The organism is Amycolatopsis sp. PSD-21 (assembly GCF_055561455.1).
In genome coordinates this window covers 8,733,079-8,746,970 of sequence record NZ_CM145712.1, presented here as the reverse complement: position 1 = coordinate 8,746,970, position 13,892 = coordinate 8,733,079, and the positions used below count along the sequence as shown (strand labels likewise).

At 64.8% G+C, this 13,892-nt stretch carries 16 protein-coding genes; 9 read left to right on the top strand and 7 right to left on the bottom strand.

The features are described from left to right. Nucleotides 1-160: 160 nt before the first annotated feature. The gene (locus ACZ1DY_RS41160) at nucleotides 161-1,219 is read right to left on the bottom strand and encodes a LysR family transcriptional regulator (RefSeq protein ID WP_465482938.1); all 1,059 of its coding nucleotides are present in this window, start codon (nucleotides 1,217-1,219) and stop codon (nucleotides 161-163) included. Nucleotides 1,220-1,444: 225 nt separating this feature from the next. On the opposite strand from ACZ1DY_RS41160, the gene ACZ1DY_RS41155 reads away from it, so the two are divergent. The 5 genes from ACZ1DY_RS41155 (at nucleotide 1,445) to ACZ1DY_RS41135 (ending at nucleotide 5,020) form a co-directional block, all read left to right on the top strand. Further along, nucleotides 1,445-2,563 (top strand): radical SAM protein, encoded by a 1,119-nt coding sequence (locus tag ACZ1DY_RS41155; protein ID WP_465482937.1) that lies wholly within the window; start codon nucleotides 1,445-1,447, stop codon nucleotides 2,561-2,563. Next, nucleotides 2,560-3,216 (top strand): dTMP kinase, encoded by a 657-nt coding sequence (gene tmk / locus ACZ1DY_RS41150; protein WP_465482936.1) that lies wholly within the window; start codon nucleotides 2,560-2,562, stop codon nucleotides 3,214-3,216. The genes ACZ1DY_RS41155 and tmk overlap by 4 nt, the downstream gene beginning before the upstream one ends. Continuing rightward, nucleotides 3,207-4,046 (top strand): endonuclease/exonuclease/phosphatase family protein, encoded by an 840-nt coding sequence (locus ACZ1DY_RS41145; protein ID WP_465482935.1) that lies wholly within the window; start codon nucleotides 3,207-3,209, stop codon nucleotides 4,044-4,046. The genes tmk and ACZ1DY_RS41145 overlap by 10 nt, the downstream gene beginning before the upstream one ends. A gap of 78 nt (nucleotides 4,047-4,124) precedes the next feature. Then, the gene (locus tag ACZ1DY_RS41140) at nucleotides 4,125-4,622 is read left to right on the top strand and encodes an NUDIX hydrolase (protein ID WP_465482934.1); all 498 of its coding nucleotides are present in this window, start codon (nucleotides 4,125-4,127) and stop codon (nucleotides 4,620-4,622) included. A gap of 38 nt (nucleotides 4,623-4,660) precedes the next feature. Then, on the top strand, nucleotides 4,661-5,020 hold the full coding sequence (locus tag ACZ1DY_RS41135; protein WP_465482933.1) for a hypothetical protein: 360 nt from the start codon (nucleotides 4,661-4,663) through the stop codon (nucleotides 5,018-5,020). 31 nt (nucleotides 5,021-5,051) lie between these two features. On the opposite strand, the gene ACZ1DY_RS41130 is transcribed toward ACZ1DY_RS41135, so the two are convergent. From ACZ1DY_RS41130 to ACZ1DY_RS41105, 6 genes are all read right to left on the bottom strand, one after another. Then, entirely contained in the window at nucleotides 5,052-5,570 is a 519-nt protein-coding gene (locus ACZ1DY_RS41130) for a hypothetical protein (RefSeq protein ID WP_465482932.1), read from the bottom strand. After that, nucleotides 5,567-6,472, bottom strand: coding sequence for a helix-turn-helix domain-containing protein (locus tag ACZ1DY_RS41125; protein ID WP_465482931.1), 906 nt, complete (start codon nucleotides 6,470-6,472; stop codon nucleotides 5,567-5,569). Before ACZ1DY_RS41125 ends, ACZ1DY_RS41130 begins: the two co-directional genes overlap by 4 nt. 65 nt (nucleotides 6,473-6,537) lie before the next feature. Beyond that, nucleotides 6,538-7,401, bottom strand: coding sequence for a helix-turn-helix domain-containing protein (locus ACZ1DY_RS41120; RefSeq protein ID WP_465482930.1), 864 nt, complete (start codon nucleotides 7,399-7,401; stop codon nucleotides 6,538-6,540). A gap of 107 nt (nucleotides 7,402-7,508) precedes the next feature. Next, nucleotides 7,509-7,751 (bottom strand): hypothetical protein, encoded by a 243-nt coding sequence (locus ACZ1DY_RS41115; protein ID WP_465482929.1) that lies wholly within the window; start codon nucleotides 7,749-7,751, stop codon nucleotides 7,509-7,511. 74 nt (nucleotides 7,752-7,825) lie between these two features. Next, nucleotides 7,826-8,074, bottom strand: coding sequence for a hypothetical protein (locus tag ACZ1DY_RS41110; RefSeq protein ID WP_465482928.1), 249 nt, complete (start codon nucleotides 8,072-8,074; stop codon nucleotides 7,826-7,828). Between the two features lie 48 nt (nucleotides 8,075-8,122). Next, nucleotides 8,123-8,434, bottom strand: a complete 312-nt coding sequence (locus ACZ1DY_RS41105) for a hypothetical protein (protein WP_465482927.1) — start codon at nucleotides 8,432-8,434, stop codon at nucleotides 8,123-8,125. A gap of 1,394 nt (nucleotides 8,435-9,828) precedes the next feature. Between ACZ1DY_RS41105 and ACZ1DY_RS41100 the strand changes: the two genes are divergently transcribed. The 4 genes from ACZ1DY_RS41100 to ACZ1DY_RS41085 all read left to right on the top strand — a co-directional run bounded on the left by ACZ1DY_RS41100 (nucleotide 9,829) and on the right by ACZ1DY_RS41085 (nucleotide 13,886). Beyond that, nucleotides 9,829-11,046: a helix-turn-helix domain-containing protein gene (locus ACZ1DY_RS41100; RefSeq protein WP_465482926.1), complete on the top strand. Its 1,218-nt coding sequence runs from the start codon at nucleotides 9,829-9,831 to the stop codon at nucleotides 11,044-11,046. 4 nt (nucleotides 11,047-11,050) lie between these two features. Then, on the top strand, nucleotides 11,051-11,548 hold the full coding sequence (locus tag ACZ1DY_RS41095; protein WP_465482925.1) for a flavoprotein: 498 nt from the start codon (nucleotides 11,051-11,053) through the stop codon (nucleotides 11,546-11,548). A 126-nt stretch (nucleotides 11,549-11,674) separates the two neighbouring features. Continuing rightward, a complete protein-coding gene (locus ACZ1DY_RS41090; protein WP_465482924.1) occupies nucleotides 11,675-12,982 on the top strand; it encodes a helix-turn-helix domain-containing protein in 1,308 nt (435 codons plus the stop codon). Then, nucleotides 12,975-13,886 carry a phosphotransferase enzyme family protein gene (locus ACZ1DY_RS41085; protein WP_465482923.1) on the top strand — a complete coding sequence of 304 codons (912 nt, stop codon included), beginning with the start codon at nucleotides 12,975-12,977 and terminating at the stop codon, nucleotides 13,884-13,886. Before ACZ1DY_RS41090 ends, ACZ1DY_RS41085 begins: the two co-directional genes overlap by 8 nt. Nucleotides 13,887-13,892 lie beyond the last annotated feature (6 nt).

Genomic DNA, 13,892 nt, shown 5'->3' with positions numbered 1-13,892 from the left:
CGTACCCGGTAACCCGGGTCGTACCTGGCGACGAAGTGACCGGTCGAAGTGGTGTCGGCGCTGACCCTGGACATGATCGAGCGGTTGGTGACCTGACACCGCTGGTTCCCAAACTGGCGTCGGCTTGCGTCACGGCCAAGGTCACGGCGCACACGACCCGTCAGCCCGGTAGAGCTGAGGGGAGGGCTCGAGCCGGTGTCGCTTCGTGAAAGGCGTTCCATAGTAGGTTGAGCGGGTGTTCGGCGGCATAGCGGGCGCGTTCGCCTTTGCGGGCGAAGATCCCGGTGACGATCTCCAGGCTGGGGTGGTAGTCGTCGGCGAGGTCGATCTTGCGCAGGCCTTGGCCAGGCAACCGGCCCTCGAGGGCGGCGTCGGCGACGCGTTCGGTGGTGAGTAGACAGCCGTGCAGGAGCTGGCTGGTGAGCAGGTTGAGGCCATAGTTGAGGGAGTCAATGTCGGCGATGACGTCGAGCACGCCGCGGTAGTCGGGGCCGTACCAGCGGCTGAGGAACTGGGCGAGAAGCCCGGCGGTGGGCGCGAGTAGTGGCAGGCCGGGGAGCTGTTCGGCGCCGACCGGGGTGCTGGGCAGTTCGCGGGTGCTCAGGTTGGTGAGCAGGGCGACGCGTTCGCGGTGCCATTCCAGGAAGTCGTAGTCCAACGTGGGCGGTCGGCCTGGTTCGGCGGCGAAGCTGCCGCATACCAGGTCGACCTTCTTGCCGTCGAGTTTGCGCCACAGGTCTCGGGTGCGGACGTGCTCGATGTTGAGCTGCACGCCGCGGCGCTCGAAGTCCTCGCGCAGCGCTGGCCACACGGCGCCGAGGAACTGAACGGTGAACTCGGTGGTGCCGAAGGTGACGGTGGACCCGACCCGGCGCCGGCTTCGGTGAAGACTGTCGGTCCACGACAGCAGGGTCTGCTGTGCCAGGGCGACGACTTCCTCGCCGGAGGGGGTGAACAGGAAGTCTTTGCCTCGGCCCTGTTTGACCACCAGCGCCTCGCCGACCAGGCGGGTCGCGGCCTTGTTGAGGTTGTCGAGCTGTTTCTGCACACTGGACTGCTCGCGTCCAAGCGCGCGTGCGGCGCGTTGCGCGGTGCCTGTGGCGTGTACGACGGCCAGGGTACGCAGTTGGTCCAGGCTGATGTCGAGCATCTCCGGCGGGCTGCTCAGCAGCGCTGCCAGGACATCCGCCGCCTCGCCGTCGTCCGCGATCTCTAGCATCGCGTCCTCCTCGTCCTGTCCTGTCGGTGGCACACCCTGGCATGGGCATTGTTCGCTCGGACAATTGGGCTGTCGTTGATCGCACTTCCCGCCGAACTGTCCCAAAATGTTCGTACGAACATCTCAAGAATGGATACTGTTCGACCGAACATTTATTGGGTATCCGATACGCCCCTCCCGGCGGCGCCCAACCCGGAACGTCTTGGAAAGCGGAGGTTTGTGCTGGTGATCGCTCGCGATATCGCCACCGACGAGGTGGCCTCGTCCTGCTACTTCCGCACCACGGTAGAGCAGCCGTTCCGCAAGGCGCTGGTGCAGATCAACGAAGACTGCAATTTACGCTGTGCTCACTGCTTTGTGTCCGCGACGCGGGTCGGCAAACAGATGCCGCTGACCGAGGTGATGGAGAAGGCGATCCCGCGCCTGGCGGGCAGCCGGGTTCGGCGAGTGACTCTCACCGGCGGGGAACCCACGATCCATCCAGACTTCCTGGACATCGTGCGCGCGTTCCGTGCGGCAGGGATGGACGTCGGGATCTGCACGAACGCCACCACCCTGACCACAGTGCAGATCGCGGCGTTGGCCGAGCTGGGCGTGCACTGCAACGTGTCCCTGGACGGGTTCGCCGCCGACTCACATGGCAAGTTCCGGGGTGATCGGGCCAGCTTCGCCGTCACCGTGGCCACCGTCGAGCAACTCGGCCGGGCCGGCATCCTGCAAGGGCTGCTGTGCACGCCGAACACTTTGGCGCAGAACGAGGAGTACGCCCGGTTGTGCGCGTTCGCCCGTACGAACGGCGCCCGCTACGTGCTGCTCAACCCGCTGGGCAGCATGGGGCGCGGCGTCAAGTCGAAGGCCAAGCTGGCCAAGACGACTCTGCACATGCGGGAGATCTTTGAGCTGACCGCGCCGTTCGACGGCCCCGGGTTGGACATCGCGCATATCCGCTTCCCCAACACCGAAGCCCGGCCGCTGGCCGGGTGCGAGGCCGGGACGATCATCTACGTGTTCACCCCCGGAGAGGTCACGGTGTGCCCGTACCTGGTGTTCGCCGCCCGCACCCCGGCTTCGCGGCACACCGACACCGAGTTCATCGTCGGCAACATCTTCACCGACGCGGACATCGCGCAGCGGCTGAACGACTACCGCTTCCACGACCGCTACCAGGTCGGTGCGAACGTCACCTGTACGGCGTGCTCGCTGAACACGCGATGTGGCAAGGGCTGCCCGGCCGCGGTGGTCGCGGCCGGTGGCCGCATCGGCGACATCGACGCCGAACAATGCCCCGTCGTCGAGGAGGACCACGCCGAGGGGCGCCGGTTGCTGCCGCTGATGCCCGCATGACCGGCTTGGTGCTGGACGAGTCGCGTCGCCTGCCGGGCACGCTGATCACTCTGGACGGCCCCGGCGGGGTCGGGAAGTCCACGGCCGCCCGCCTGGTCACCGAGACACTGACCGCGGCCGGGATACCGGTACACGCGACGACCCAACCGTCCCGGGCACGGCTGGGTGAGCTGGCCCGGCACGGCACGGACACCTTCCACGGGATGGCGCTGGCCTGTCTGTGTGCGGCCGACCGGCACCACCAGCTCGCCACCGAGATCGTGCCCGCGCTGCGCGAGGGCCAGGTGGTGGTGTGCGACCGCTATGTCGCGTCCTCGCTGGTGCTGCAAGGTCTCGACGGCCTGCCGGCAGAAGTGGTGTGGCAGCTCAACCACGGCGTCTACCGGCCGGACCTGTCGGTCATCCTTACCGGTGACGCGGGCGTGATCGACGCCCGGCTGCGGGCGCGCGGCGGGCACAGCCGCTTCGAGCGCGCCGAGGACAACAGCGAGATGGAGACCGCCCGGTACGTCCACGCCGTAGCCGACCTGCAACAACGGAACTGGCCGGTCGCGTCGATCGACACCACCAGCGACCCACCCGACACGATCGCTGCTGCGATCGTGTCCCTCATCCAGCACGTCCTGACCGAGAAGAGCGCGGCATGTCTCTGAGTCTGATCACCGTCAATGTCGGCGCCCCGTCGCTGGACCGCGCGCAGCGTCAGCTCCGCTGGCTGGCCGCCCGCCCGGAGGACGTGCTGGTACTGACCGAGACCAAGTCCACCGCGGGCAGCCAGTTCCTGGCCGAGGCGTTCACCGCTGCCGGCTACGCGGTGACCTTCCCCCACCACGCCCCTGGCGAGCTCGGCGTGATGATCGTCAGCAAGCTCGCCACCTCCCCGGACCCGCTCGGTGCGGCACTGGACTATCTGCCTGCCCGCGCAGCCGGGATCGTGGTCGACACCACCGACGGGCCGCTGCGCGTGGTCGGCGCCTACGTGCCCTCCCGCGACGCGACCGCCGAGAAGACCGAACGCAAGAAGACCTGGATCAAGCGCTTCGGCTACGCCCTGGACGCCACCGCCAGTGAGGTACCGCTGCTGCTGCTCGGCGACCTCAACGTGCTCGAACCCAGCCACACCCCGGCGCACCGGGGCCAGTTCGCACCGTTCGAGTACGGCTTCTACAGCGGTCTGACCGAACGACACGGTCTGCTCGACTTGTTCCGGCACTTGCACCCCGACGCCGTCGAGCACAGCTGGGCCCGTCGCCCTGAGCTGGGCTACCGCTACGACCACGCCCACGGCTCACACGCCTTGGCCGAGCGGCTCACCGCGTGTGACTACGTCCACGCGACCAGGGAAGCGGGGACCGACGGCACCCGGCTCACCGACCATTCGGGACTCGCCGTGCGGGTGTCGATGACCGCGACCACATCGCTGCTAACGTCGGATCCCGCCACGGCGGCCACACACGCCGAGCCGGAGCCGACTCTGTTCTGACTCACTCGGCCCCACGCTCGTCGTCGCCGGCTGCCGGACCCGCATGCCCGCCAGCCGACCACGAGGACCTGCCACAGGATGCCTGCCTCCACCAGCATCAGCACGCCACGAATCGGTGCCCGCGTCCTCCTGCTCGACCCCGACGACCGCGTGCTGCTCATCCATGCCCTCGACCCCACCGACCCCGCACACCACTGGTGGGAACTGCCCGGCGGCGGCCTGGACGAGGGCGAGGACCTCCATACCGCCGCCCGCCGAGAACTCGCCGAGGAATCCGGGATCATGCTCACGACCCTCGGCCGCAAGCTGTGGGTCCGCGAATCCCGCTTCCGCTACAAAGACCGCGACCATCACCGCATCGAGCACGTCTTTCTCGGACGCACACCCACCACCGCGCCGCAGGTCGCGCTCAAGCCCACCGAGAACGAGAAGGCCGGGCTGATCGAGCGTCGCTGGTGGGCGGCGGACGAGCTGCGGCAGTGCCGCGACAAGCTCCTGCCCGCCACCCTGCCTTCCCTGCTCGACGACCTGCTCGCGGACCGGTTCAGCCCTGCGCCCATCACGCTCATCGACTGACGGCTGGCAAATCGCCAGCCTCCTAGTGGAGGAATTCAATGCCCAACGATCGTGGCCGTGTGTTCCGCGAAGCCTGGATCGCCGGAGTCACCAAGCACTATCCCGGCGAACCGAAACCCGGCTACATCACGCCCTGGGACGAGACACCGGACTGGGAACGTGACGCCGCCACAGCCGTCTACGACCAGGTTCTCGCCTTCATCACGGCCACCAACGGCGCCACAACCAAGCTCACCCCGGAGCAGAAGGGTCGTTTCGTCGCCCTGTGCTGGATCGGTCAGATCTTCAAACACTTCCCGGACCCGAAACCGTCCTACGTTGCGGACTGGGACGCCCTCCCCGAGTGGCAGAAGGCCACCGACATCGACATCTTCGAACGCATCGAACAGGACGCCTAGACCCTGTTCACGTCGTACCGCCGCTGGACGATCAAGGGGTGGCAGAGCCGGAGGCGTGGTTCGCCAAGGTGCCGTCCGGCAAGAGATCCAGCCGGAACCACAACATCCTGTCCGCCGTCGTCTCCTGACGACCGCTACTTCGGATCGTGTCACGGTGGTCGGATACAGCCTGCGCGAGCGTCCGCAGCGCCGTCCGGATCTCTGCGAACCCGTGGCCCTGCTTGAGGAGACGGACCCGGTCCTCCAGCTCGGCTCGGCGTTCACGCGCGCGGTTCGCGAAGTGAACCGTGCGTGACTTCCAGTCCTCGTATTCGGCTGCCGCTTGCCGGTACTCCTTGCGGGTGCCCTCGAAGGCGCGCAGATCGGCCTTGCGCTTGAGGAAGGAAACCTCGACCTTTTTGATCAGCAAGCCGAGAGCACGGTAAGTCTGCCGGAGTCGCTCGTCCTCAGTGGTCATCGCTCGCCAGCGTGCAGTGTCCGGATGGTTGATTTCCCGTCCGACAGCGATGACAGCAGCGTGCTCATCGTCGATGGCGTAGGGGAGTCTCATGCCCCGGTCGCCGTCCCAGCGGCGCAACGGCTCAGCACGACCGGTTGAGCATCGGCCAAACGTCGCTCGGCATCTGCTTGCGTTCGAGAGAGCCATTCTCGTGTCTCTCGCCGGCCGAGGGACAGAGCCGCGAGCTGTTCCAAGTGTCGCTCGTAGTAGGCGACGTCGTGTTCTTTCTCGAAGAAGAGGCTGGCGGTGGGTAACTGGTGGTGGACGACAGAGGGATGATCCTCGTGCCGGTACAGGGTGAACCCCGTACCGAGGTCGGCTACTGGCGCACCAGCGGGAACAAGGTGGATGTGACACCGGGGAAGCGACGACAGCAGGATCAGGTGCACCAGCTGTTCGCATGCGATGACCGGGTTCTCGAGGCTGGCGAGGAGCACTGGCTCGGGAATATAAAAGATGAAAGGCCCGGGTTTGTGTGTTGCTGAAGGGTTCCTGGTAAGGCGTGCTTGCGCCGCGGCGTCGAGCGTGGGTCCCTGCGAGTGGCCATGCTTGCCGAGGGTGGTGTGAATATACGGCTCGATTTGCAGATGGCGGGGGATGTCCAGTGCGTCATAGGTTGAGTAAGATGTGCTTTCGGCGTCAAGCAGGGTGATGACGGGGAGTGTGTCGGGAATCCCTGCCGGGTGCGGCCTGACCTGGTAGCCGTTGTCGGGGTGGCGATCGAGCGCCACCAGGCGGTCGAACTCCTCGGTGGTCGCTTTCGCCCGGGCGAGGTAAAGTGCAATTTTCCCATCTGGGAGTTTTCGGCTACCGTTCTCCAGGTATGAAATCGCGGGCTCGCCCCAATTCAGCATGGATGCTATGTTGGTCGCGAGATACCCTGCGCGCTTGCGGATTCGGCGAAGTTCGTAGCCCAGCTCTCGTCGCTGGAGGCTGGAGAGTTCTTTTCTCATGTGCAATGGATACCTTGTTGTGTGTGCGATATTGGTTGACGCGGATCTTGGCTGATCGGTATGAGTCAACCCAGAAGGTCGTGATCCAGCTGTTCGAGCCGTGCCCTAATCCAGGTTCGGGTGTCGTCGCGATCGAGGGTGAAGCCCGTGATGCGTTTCTCGCAGCTCTCGTAGAAGGCGACTTCTGTCTCGTTTTCAAGGAATAGGCTGACCGTAGGAAGCTGGTGGTGCAGGACGGGGCGGTACTCATCGTGTCGGAAGAAGGTGAACCTGTCGCGAATGTCCGTCAGGGGCGCGTCCGCCGGGACGAGATGGATGTGGAAGCGCGGCAGCGAAGACGCACTCAACAGATGCGTCAACTGCTGACGCATGACTGTGGGGTCTTCGGTGTTGTCGCGAAGCGCTGCTTCGGAGATGTAGAAGGTGAACGACCTTGGCGGCTGAAGAGAGGAAGGATGGCGTGAGAGCCGAGTCATTACCGCTGCGTCGAGTGTCTGCTTGTCGTGCCCGTGCTGGCTGAGGGTGTCGCGAATGTAGGGTTCGATCTGGAGGCGGCGCGGTATCTCCGCGGGATCGTAGCTGGTGATGGATACACTCTCGCGGTCGAGCATGCTGACCATGGGAAGATCGTCGGGGTACCCCGCGGGGTGAGGCCTGACCTGATAGCCGTCATCTGCGCGGCGATCCAAAGCCACGAGCTCCGCGAGTTCGGAGGGCGTGGCGTTCGCGCGAGCTAGATAAAGCGCGACTTTTCCATCTTCGACCTTGCTGAGACCGTTCTCCAGACGTGAAATGGTGGACGCGTTGCAATCCAGTAGTTCCCCCAACGTCCCTCCGTCGATCCCGGCCCGCTTGCGGATTCGCTGGAGCTCGATGCCCAGCTCTCTCCTCTTCGCGGTGGATAGAGAACTGATGTTTTTCCTGCTCATGATCGCAATTCCTTGTGATATTTCCCGGGACGTTGCTGGAGGGCTTCGTCGTGTACGACGCCCGCCCTGGCGGAGTTTCGCCACTGATGCCGGATCACGGCTATGGCTCATTCGAAGGTCTCGCGCACGAGGCGAGGCCTGTCGAAACGCTGGTAGAACAGTTCCAGGTAGAACAAGTCCTCGGACTCGACGTACAGCGGGCCTTGCTCGTCCAGGTTGAGGCCCCACACGACCACGTCGGTCTGGGCGGAGTCGGCGAACCACGCGGCCGCGGCCGCGAACACCTCGGCGTAGTCGCGACCACTGACCGTCTCGAGCAGGACGGTGTTGTCGGTGGGCTGGTGGGACATGGATTCTGTTCCTTTCGGGGTGTGAGCGATGGCACGGAGCTGGAGTTCTCGGATGAACGGGGAGCTGTCGGGTTCTATGGCTGTGATGACGGCGGGTAGCAGACGCCGCACCAGGTGACTGTCCGCTCGCCCGCGGGGAACGGAGGGCCGCAGAGCTTCCCGCAGTGGCTCACGCTCACGGTGATCCGGCCGTAGCGCAGCCGACGCAGATAGCGAGGCGGGACACGGTGCAGGACAACGCGGCGGAAGAACCAGAACTCGACCAGCTCCGGCCAGACCCCGTCGAGAGGTCCGCGCATCACCTGGCCGGCCACGCCGCTCACCAGACCGGTTCATCGGGATCCAGGGCGTGGTGCCGGCGCCCGATCGTCCTACTCACGTGGCCACTCCAGGACCGCGTCGACGACCGAGTCCGCAGAGCCGCCCGCGGCCAGCTGGGCACGATCTCGATGTCCGGTGTCCATCTGGTCTCCGGTATAGCGGTGAGCGAAGGCCTGCATGCCGGGAAGCAGGAACAGAACGTCCGTGTAGTTCTTGCCGACCCGCACATACCACGCGGCGGCGAGTGGATCCGCTGCGCGGGGATACAGCGGATGGAACCCGCTGGCTGTGGCGCGATCACGCGAGAGGCACTCTTCGACGCTCCGCGGGCGCCCCGATGGGGGCGACGGGTCCGGGTTCATTCGGCCTCGTTCGTATCGGTGGCCGCGGGGTTCCCTGTCCTCGGCATAGGTATGTCGCTTCGGGGTGTGGGGGTGCCGCAGTGGCGCCGTACAAGGCGGACAAGAGCGCAGCGTCGTCGATGCCCAGCCCGTCCACGTCGCGGTGGCGTCCTTCTTTCACGCTCGTACAGGTCTCGGACATCGAGAGGAATCGCGGTTGTGGCCTCCTGGGCCCGCGGACGTTTGAGCGCCCGGGCACACTCTCGGCAGGCACGTCCCGGTGGCCAGTCATCGATTTGAGGAAGGATCACTACCCCGCAAAGCGCGGTCATCCCGACGTTCGGTCGACCCGCAGCCTGCTTATCCTCGGCCACCTGGTGCTCGACCTTCGTGATGGCACAGGTCACCGAGCACGTGTCAGGCGTAGCGGAAGTCCGAAGCTTTTCGAGCATGATGGAGTCCTGTGATGGTCTGAGCGAGAACAGGTTGCGAATCGGGTGGTGTAGGCGACGGTCAGCGCTCCAGGCGCACTCGGGACCGGGTGGAATCTGGAGGTTCGCAACTGCAAGGCTGTTGGCTGGACAAAGCGACGCGAGGCCATAAGACCTGGCGCCAGGGCGACGGAACACGCGCGGTTCCATGAAACCGTTGCCCCCAATTCGGAGCCCTGCTGTCCCCGGGGTGCGGAAGAGCGAGGAGTCGTCGCAAGGAATCCTTGGTCCTGCCGCCGAACGACCAGCAAATCAGTTCAGGCGAGAACGGATCGGCATCCCTCGTGAGGGGAGTTCGGTAAGCCTCGGCGGAGATGTGCCTCGTGACGACCAATACGTCCGCATGATCCGGCCACCGGTAGACGAAGACCTCACCGAATGGGGCCGAATCGGGGCCCACCCTCCACCCTTCCCAGCCGAGGGGAATCAGGCTTCCCAAACATAGGTCGCAGGGCATGGATAGCTGGCGGAATTCTTTCGCCGACACCGAAACATCACCTGCCGATAGGGCGGATCCCGTTGGCGTGACCGCCGATGAAGGTGCGCTAGCAGGCTCCGCGCGCAACCCGCGCAAACCCTGACGGACACGCGACATCAACACCAAGCTGGGGCTTGTGACGATCGGCAGCGGAAAGGACGTGGAGAATCGGATGCTGGCTCGCGTAGGCGTAGTAGGCGTAAACCGCTCGGGGTGCGGGTCGACGCGTACCGGCAACGCACGGCCTCGGGATGTGCGCTCAACCAGATCGAGGCAGTCGGTAGTCACAGACATCAGCTCCTTGGGGACGTGATGTCACGACAGTGGTGTGGTCCTGTGGTGATGACCAGAGCAGGAACCCGCCATTTACCCCGCAGGAACCCCGCACGCGAGGGTCTGACCTGCGGTAACGTGTCGTGTAACGATGTGTGGCGACAAGGAAACTGATGGCGACGAAGTCTTCTCCGTTGGGGTGTGCCCGGTCGGCGGCAGGGCACACGCAGGAAACACTCGCGTTCGCGCTCGGGGTTTCCGTCAGCACGGTAGGCCGCTGGGAAGCCGGCGCAAGTGAACCACTGCCGACCACGCGGCCGAAACTGGCCAAACTTCTCAACATGTCACTCGTCCAGCTCCACCAGGTGCTGCGAGCCGCCGATGCCCCCGCCGGGGAGAAAACCGCGTTGGCGGCCCAGGGGGCCGGTCCGCGCCGGACTCACATCGCGCTACTGGATGACCTGCGACGGTCGATCATCGGCCGGCCCACGTTTGCCGACGACCCCGTCAAGCCGGGGGAACTGACGCAGGCCGTCACACGCGCACACCGCCTCTACCAGCATGCCGACTACGAGCACGCTGCCAAGATGCTTCCCCTGGTGATATCCGAGCTGAACGGACAGCCGGACAGCACCCGCGCCCTCGCGCAGAAAGCCTGCGGATACGTCGCCGCTGCGAAGCTGGCCACGAAACTTGGCAGCGGCAGCCTGGCTTGGCTCGCGGCGGATCGCGCGAACTCGGCCGCGCTGGGCTCCGGGAAACCCGAGCTGGTCGGAATCGCTCGCTACCAAGTGGCCTGTGCTCTGCTGCTGAACGGTCACCTCGACGACGCTCAAAACCTCGTCGAGGAAACCATGGAAGACCTGCCGGCCGCGAACACGGTCGACGATGAGCGGGCGAGGGTTTCGGTGCGCGGTGCGCTCCTCCTGCTGGCAGCCGTCATGGCCGCCCGGAGCGATGCCAGCCAGAACGCGCGCGAGCTCCTGCGACGGGCCCGCGGACTCGCCGGCGATCTCGGAGGCGAAGGAAACGCGCTGTGGACCGGATTCGGGCCGACCAACGTCGCGATCCACGAGTTGTCCGTCGCCGTGCACCTCGGCGACGCCAAGACAGCCTACGAACTCGGCTCGGCCATAGACACAGACCGGCTTCCCGACGTGCTCATCGGGCGCCGGTCGCAAGTCCACCTGGACCTGGGACGAGCGGCGATGCGCGCCGCGGACGACGGGCTGGCCGTCCTTCATCTCCTCGAAGCGGAACGCGTCGCCAAGCAGGCGGTCTCACGCAATGCCAGTGCCCGCGACACTATTCGAGTGCTGCTTGGCCGAGAGCGACACAACGCCACGCCGGGACTTCGGGCTCTTGCACTGCGGGCCGGTGTCCATGCCTGACCGAGTGCTCTACCTGGTCGGCAGTGCCGCACCTCCAGTTCGCGATCTCGGCACCCTGATCACCCGGCTGCAGCACGAGGGCTGGAGCGTCTGCCTCTTTGTCACACCGACAGCGGCCACCTGGATCGACATGGAAGCCCTCACCGTGCACACCGGTTTCCCGATCAGGAATGGCGGGCGTCGAGAGGCTTCACCTGACTTACCGGATCCGGACTTGGTGCTCGCTTGCCCAGCGACATTCAACACGATCAACAAATGGGCTTCTGGTGTTTCGGACAACTCTGCACTCGGTCTGCTGAACGAGACATTCGGCTTAGAAGTTGCCACTTACGTGATGCCGTACGCGAAAAGGACGCTGGCGGCGCACCCGGCGTTCGCGAACAGCCTGTCCAAGTTGAGCGAATGGGGCGTAGAAGTTCTCCCCAACGAGCTTGTTCGCCCTGCTGAAAAGACAAACCCGTTCTTATGGGAGCGCCTTGTCAGTGCCCTTCCTCTGAGCTAGGGGCGCTCATCTGGCGGCGTTGGCCAGAGCGCAAACCGTAGTGGCAGCGCGACGAACCTCGCGCACGACTCGCTGACCTGCGGTAATGTGTGTGTCGTGTGACGATGTGTATTGGCGGGTGAACTGATGGCGACCACGGTGTCTGTTTTGGCTACGGCTCGAGAGACTGTCGGGCTTACTCAGGAAAGCCTTGCCTTTGAGTTGGGCATCAGTGTCAGCACGCTCAGTCGTTGGGAGAACGGCGTGGTCAAGCCGCTTCCACCCAAACGCCCGAAGTTAGCGAAACTCCTCAAGGTCTCGCTGCCAGAGCTGGAGTTGCTGCTTCGAGCGGTCCGCGCACCAGACATCACCGGACGCTCTGTCAACGCAGGATCGAGCGTGTCGTCACCAGGAAAAGCCCTACAATCGAGTTCGCGTATTTCGGCAGTTACCCAGGCGAATGACCACGACGCGAGCGCTGACATAGGTTCGGCGCCGTCTGAGTTCATCGATACACTCACACTGACAGTGAAGCCGCCGCGGCGGATCGGGTGGACCGAGGTCGAGCAGGTCAAGCTGATGACGAGCACGCTGGCGGCCAGCGAGAACCTCTATGGCGGCGGTATGGCTGGCGAAGCAGGGGCGGCTCACCTCCGATGGGCCGGTCGCCTGCTGAGTGCTCGAGCCAGCGCGGCGGTAGAGGCGGGCATCTTCGAGGCGGTCGGAAACCTAGCGGGCGTGGTGGCGTTCTCGGCCTTCGACGTCGAAGATCACGACGCCGCCGTTCGGTGCTTTCGCTTCGGTCTTTGGTGCGCGGAACAGGGCGGCTCATGGGAGCTGCGGGCCGCGACTCTCGCCGATATGGCTCGCCAAGCTGTCTATCTCGGCAATCTCGACGAAGCCTTGTCTCTCATCGAGTTCGCTCATGTGCGGGCTGACCGGCTGGCGGCTACCACTCGAGCGATGATCGGTGTGGTCCGTGCCCGGTTGTTAGCGATACTGGGCCGATACGACGAAGCGCGAGCAGAAGTCGATCGCTCGGACGCGTTCCTTGCCCAACGTCAAAAGGAAACCGACCCGCCCTGGATGGTCTACTACGACGAAGCTGAACATGCTGGAAGCAGCGCACGGGCGCTTACGCCTCTCGCTGTCGCGGAAAAGCTGCCCGGGAACGCTGCCGAACGACTGGCGTCCGCGATCCGACTGCACAGCGATGCCTATCCCCGCTCACGGGCCTTTTCCAGGGCTCGCCTGGCTACGTTGCAGATGTCCATCGGAGACCCGCACGAGGCCCTCGTAATCGGCCGACAAGCAGTCGATGACGCGGCGGCGTTGCACTCGCAGCGGATGGACGGCGAAGTTGCCAAGCTGATGCTGGCTTGTGAGCGGCATCGTGCGATACCAGAGGTAGCTGAGTTTTCAGAACTCGTGGCATCTGGTGCCGCCGATGACTGATGAGCCCGTGCGCGGGATTGCGACGCTGCAGGACGCGTGGGCCGTCTTGAAGGCCGCTGGTGAACGAGCAGCCGTGCCGACGGCGGGTGCGGTCTTGATCCGAGATGGAACGAACGTCCTCTTCCGACTGTCTGGCGGTGTCGTGGCTCGGATCGGGTCGCCTGGTACCCAATGCGCCGTGGAACGTCAGATCCAAGCCTCACGCTGGCTCGACCGAGCGGGGGTTCCCGTAGTCCGTTTAGCCGAGAGTATCGAACAGCCCACGCTTGTTGACGGTCGGCCGGTCACGTGGTGGGTCGAGCTGCCTGCGCATCGGCATGCTACGCCGACTGAACTCGGTTCGACACTGCGGCGGCTCCACAACCTGGAGCCCCCGGACGTGCCTTCGCTTCCTGCTGCTGATCCGTTCGAGGGACTACGATCTTCGATCGACGGTGGAGCCGTCTTGTCCGATGAAGATCGAGGCTGGCTCAAGGAGATGGTCGAGCAATTGAGGGCGGAGTATAGGGAGTTGGTGCCGAACCTGCCCTTAACCGTCATACACGGGGATGCCTGGCAAGGCAATGTAGCGGTCCCGGTGACAGGGGGAGATCCTGTATTGCTGGATCTAGACCAACTGGGAATCGGGCCCCGCGAATGGGATCTTGTTTCGCTGGCAGTCGACTATACCGACTTTGCGCGGATCAGTGAATCTGACTACCGCGCCTTCGTGGCGGCGTACGGCGGTTATGACATGACTACCTGGCCCGGATATCGGACCCTTGCTGCGGCAAGAGAACTGCGTTGGACGCTTTTCGTGGTGGGGAAAGCGAACTCAAGCGTGGAGGCGGCGGAACAAGCGCGACATCGAGTTGCTTGTCTAAAAGGTGAAATCGCTCGACCGTGGACGTGGTCGGCGCTTTGAGTGCCA

Bases quoted from the DNA above. Each gene is read 5' to 3' on its own strand.
- ACZ1DY_RS41160 (WP_465482938.1), bottom strand. From the start codon at position 1,219: ATGCTAGAGATCGCGGACGACGGCGAGGCGGCGGATGTCCTGGCAGCG.
- tmk (WP_465482936.1), top strand. From the start codon at position 2,560: ATGACCGGCTTGGTGCTGGACGAGTCGCGTCGCCTGCCGGGCACGCTG.
- ACZ1DY_RS41145 (WP_465482935.1), top strand. From the start codon at position 3,207: ATGTCTCTGAGTCTGATCACCGTCAATGTCGGCGCCCCGTCGCTGGAC.
- ACZ1DY_RS41140 (WP_465482934.1), top strand. From the start codon at position 4,125: ATGCCTGCCTCCACCAGCATCAGCACGCCACGAATCGGTGCCCGCGTC.
- ACZ1DY_RS41135 (WP_465482933.1), top strand. From the start codon at position 4,661: ATGCCCAACGATCGTGGCCGTGTGTTCCGCGAAGCCTGGATCGCCGGA.
- ACZ1DY_RS41130 (WP_465482932.1), bottom strand. From the start codon at position 5,570: ATGAGACTCCCCTACGCCATCGACGATGAGCACGCTGCTGTCATCGCT.
- ACZ1DY_RS41125 (WP_465482931.1), bottom strand. From the start codon at position 6,472: ATGAGAAAAGAACTCTCCAGCCTCCAGCGACGAGAGCTGGGCTACGAA.
- ACZ1DY_RS41120 (WP_465482930.1), bottom strand. From the start codon at position 7,401: ATGAGCAGGAAAAACATCAGTTCTCTATCCACCGCGAAGAGGAGAGAG.
- ACZ1DY_RS41115 (WP_465482929.1), bottom strand. From the start codon at position 7,751: ATGTCCCACCAGCCCACCGACAACACCGTCCTGCTCGAGACGGTCAGT.
- ACZ1DY_RS41105 (WP_465482927.1), bottom strand. From the start codon at position 8,434: ATGAACCCGGACCCGTCGCCCCCATCGGGGCGCCCGCGGAGCGTCGAA.
- ACZ1DY_RS41100 (WP_465482926.1), top strand. From the start codon at position 9,829: ATGGCGACGAAGTCTTCTCCGTTGGGGTGTGCCCGGTCGGCGGCAGGG.
- ACZ1DY_RS41090 (WP_465482924.1), top strand. From the start codon at position 11,675: ATGGCGACCACGGTGTCTGTTTTGGCTACGGCTCGAGAGACTGTCGGG.
- ACZ1DY_RS41085 (WP_465482923.1), top strand. From the start codon at position 12,975: ATGACTGATGAGCCCGTGCGCGGGATTGCGACGCTGCAGGACGCGTGG.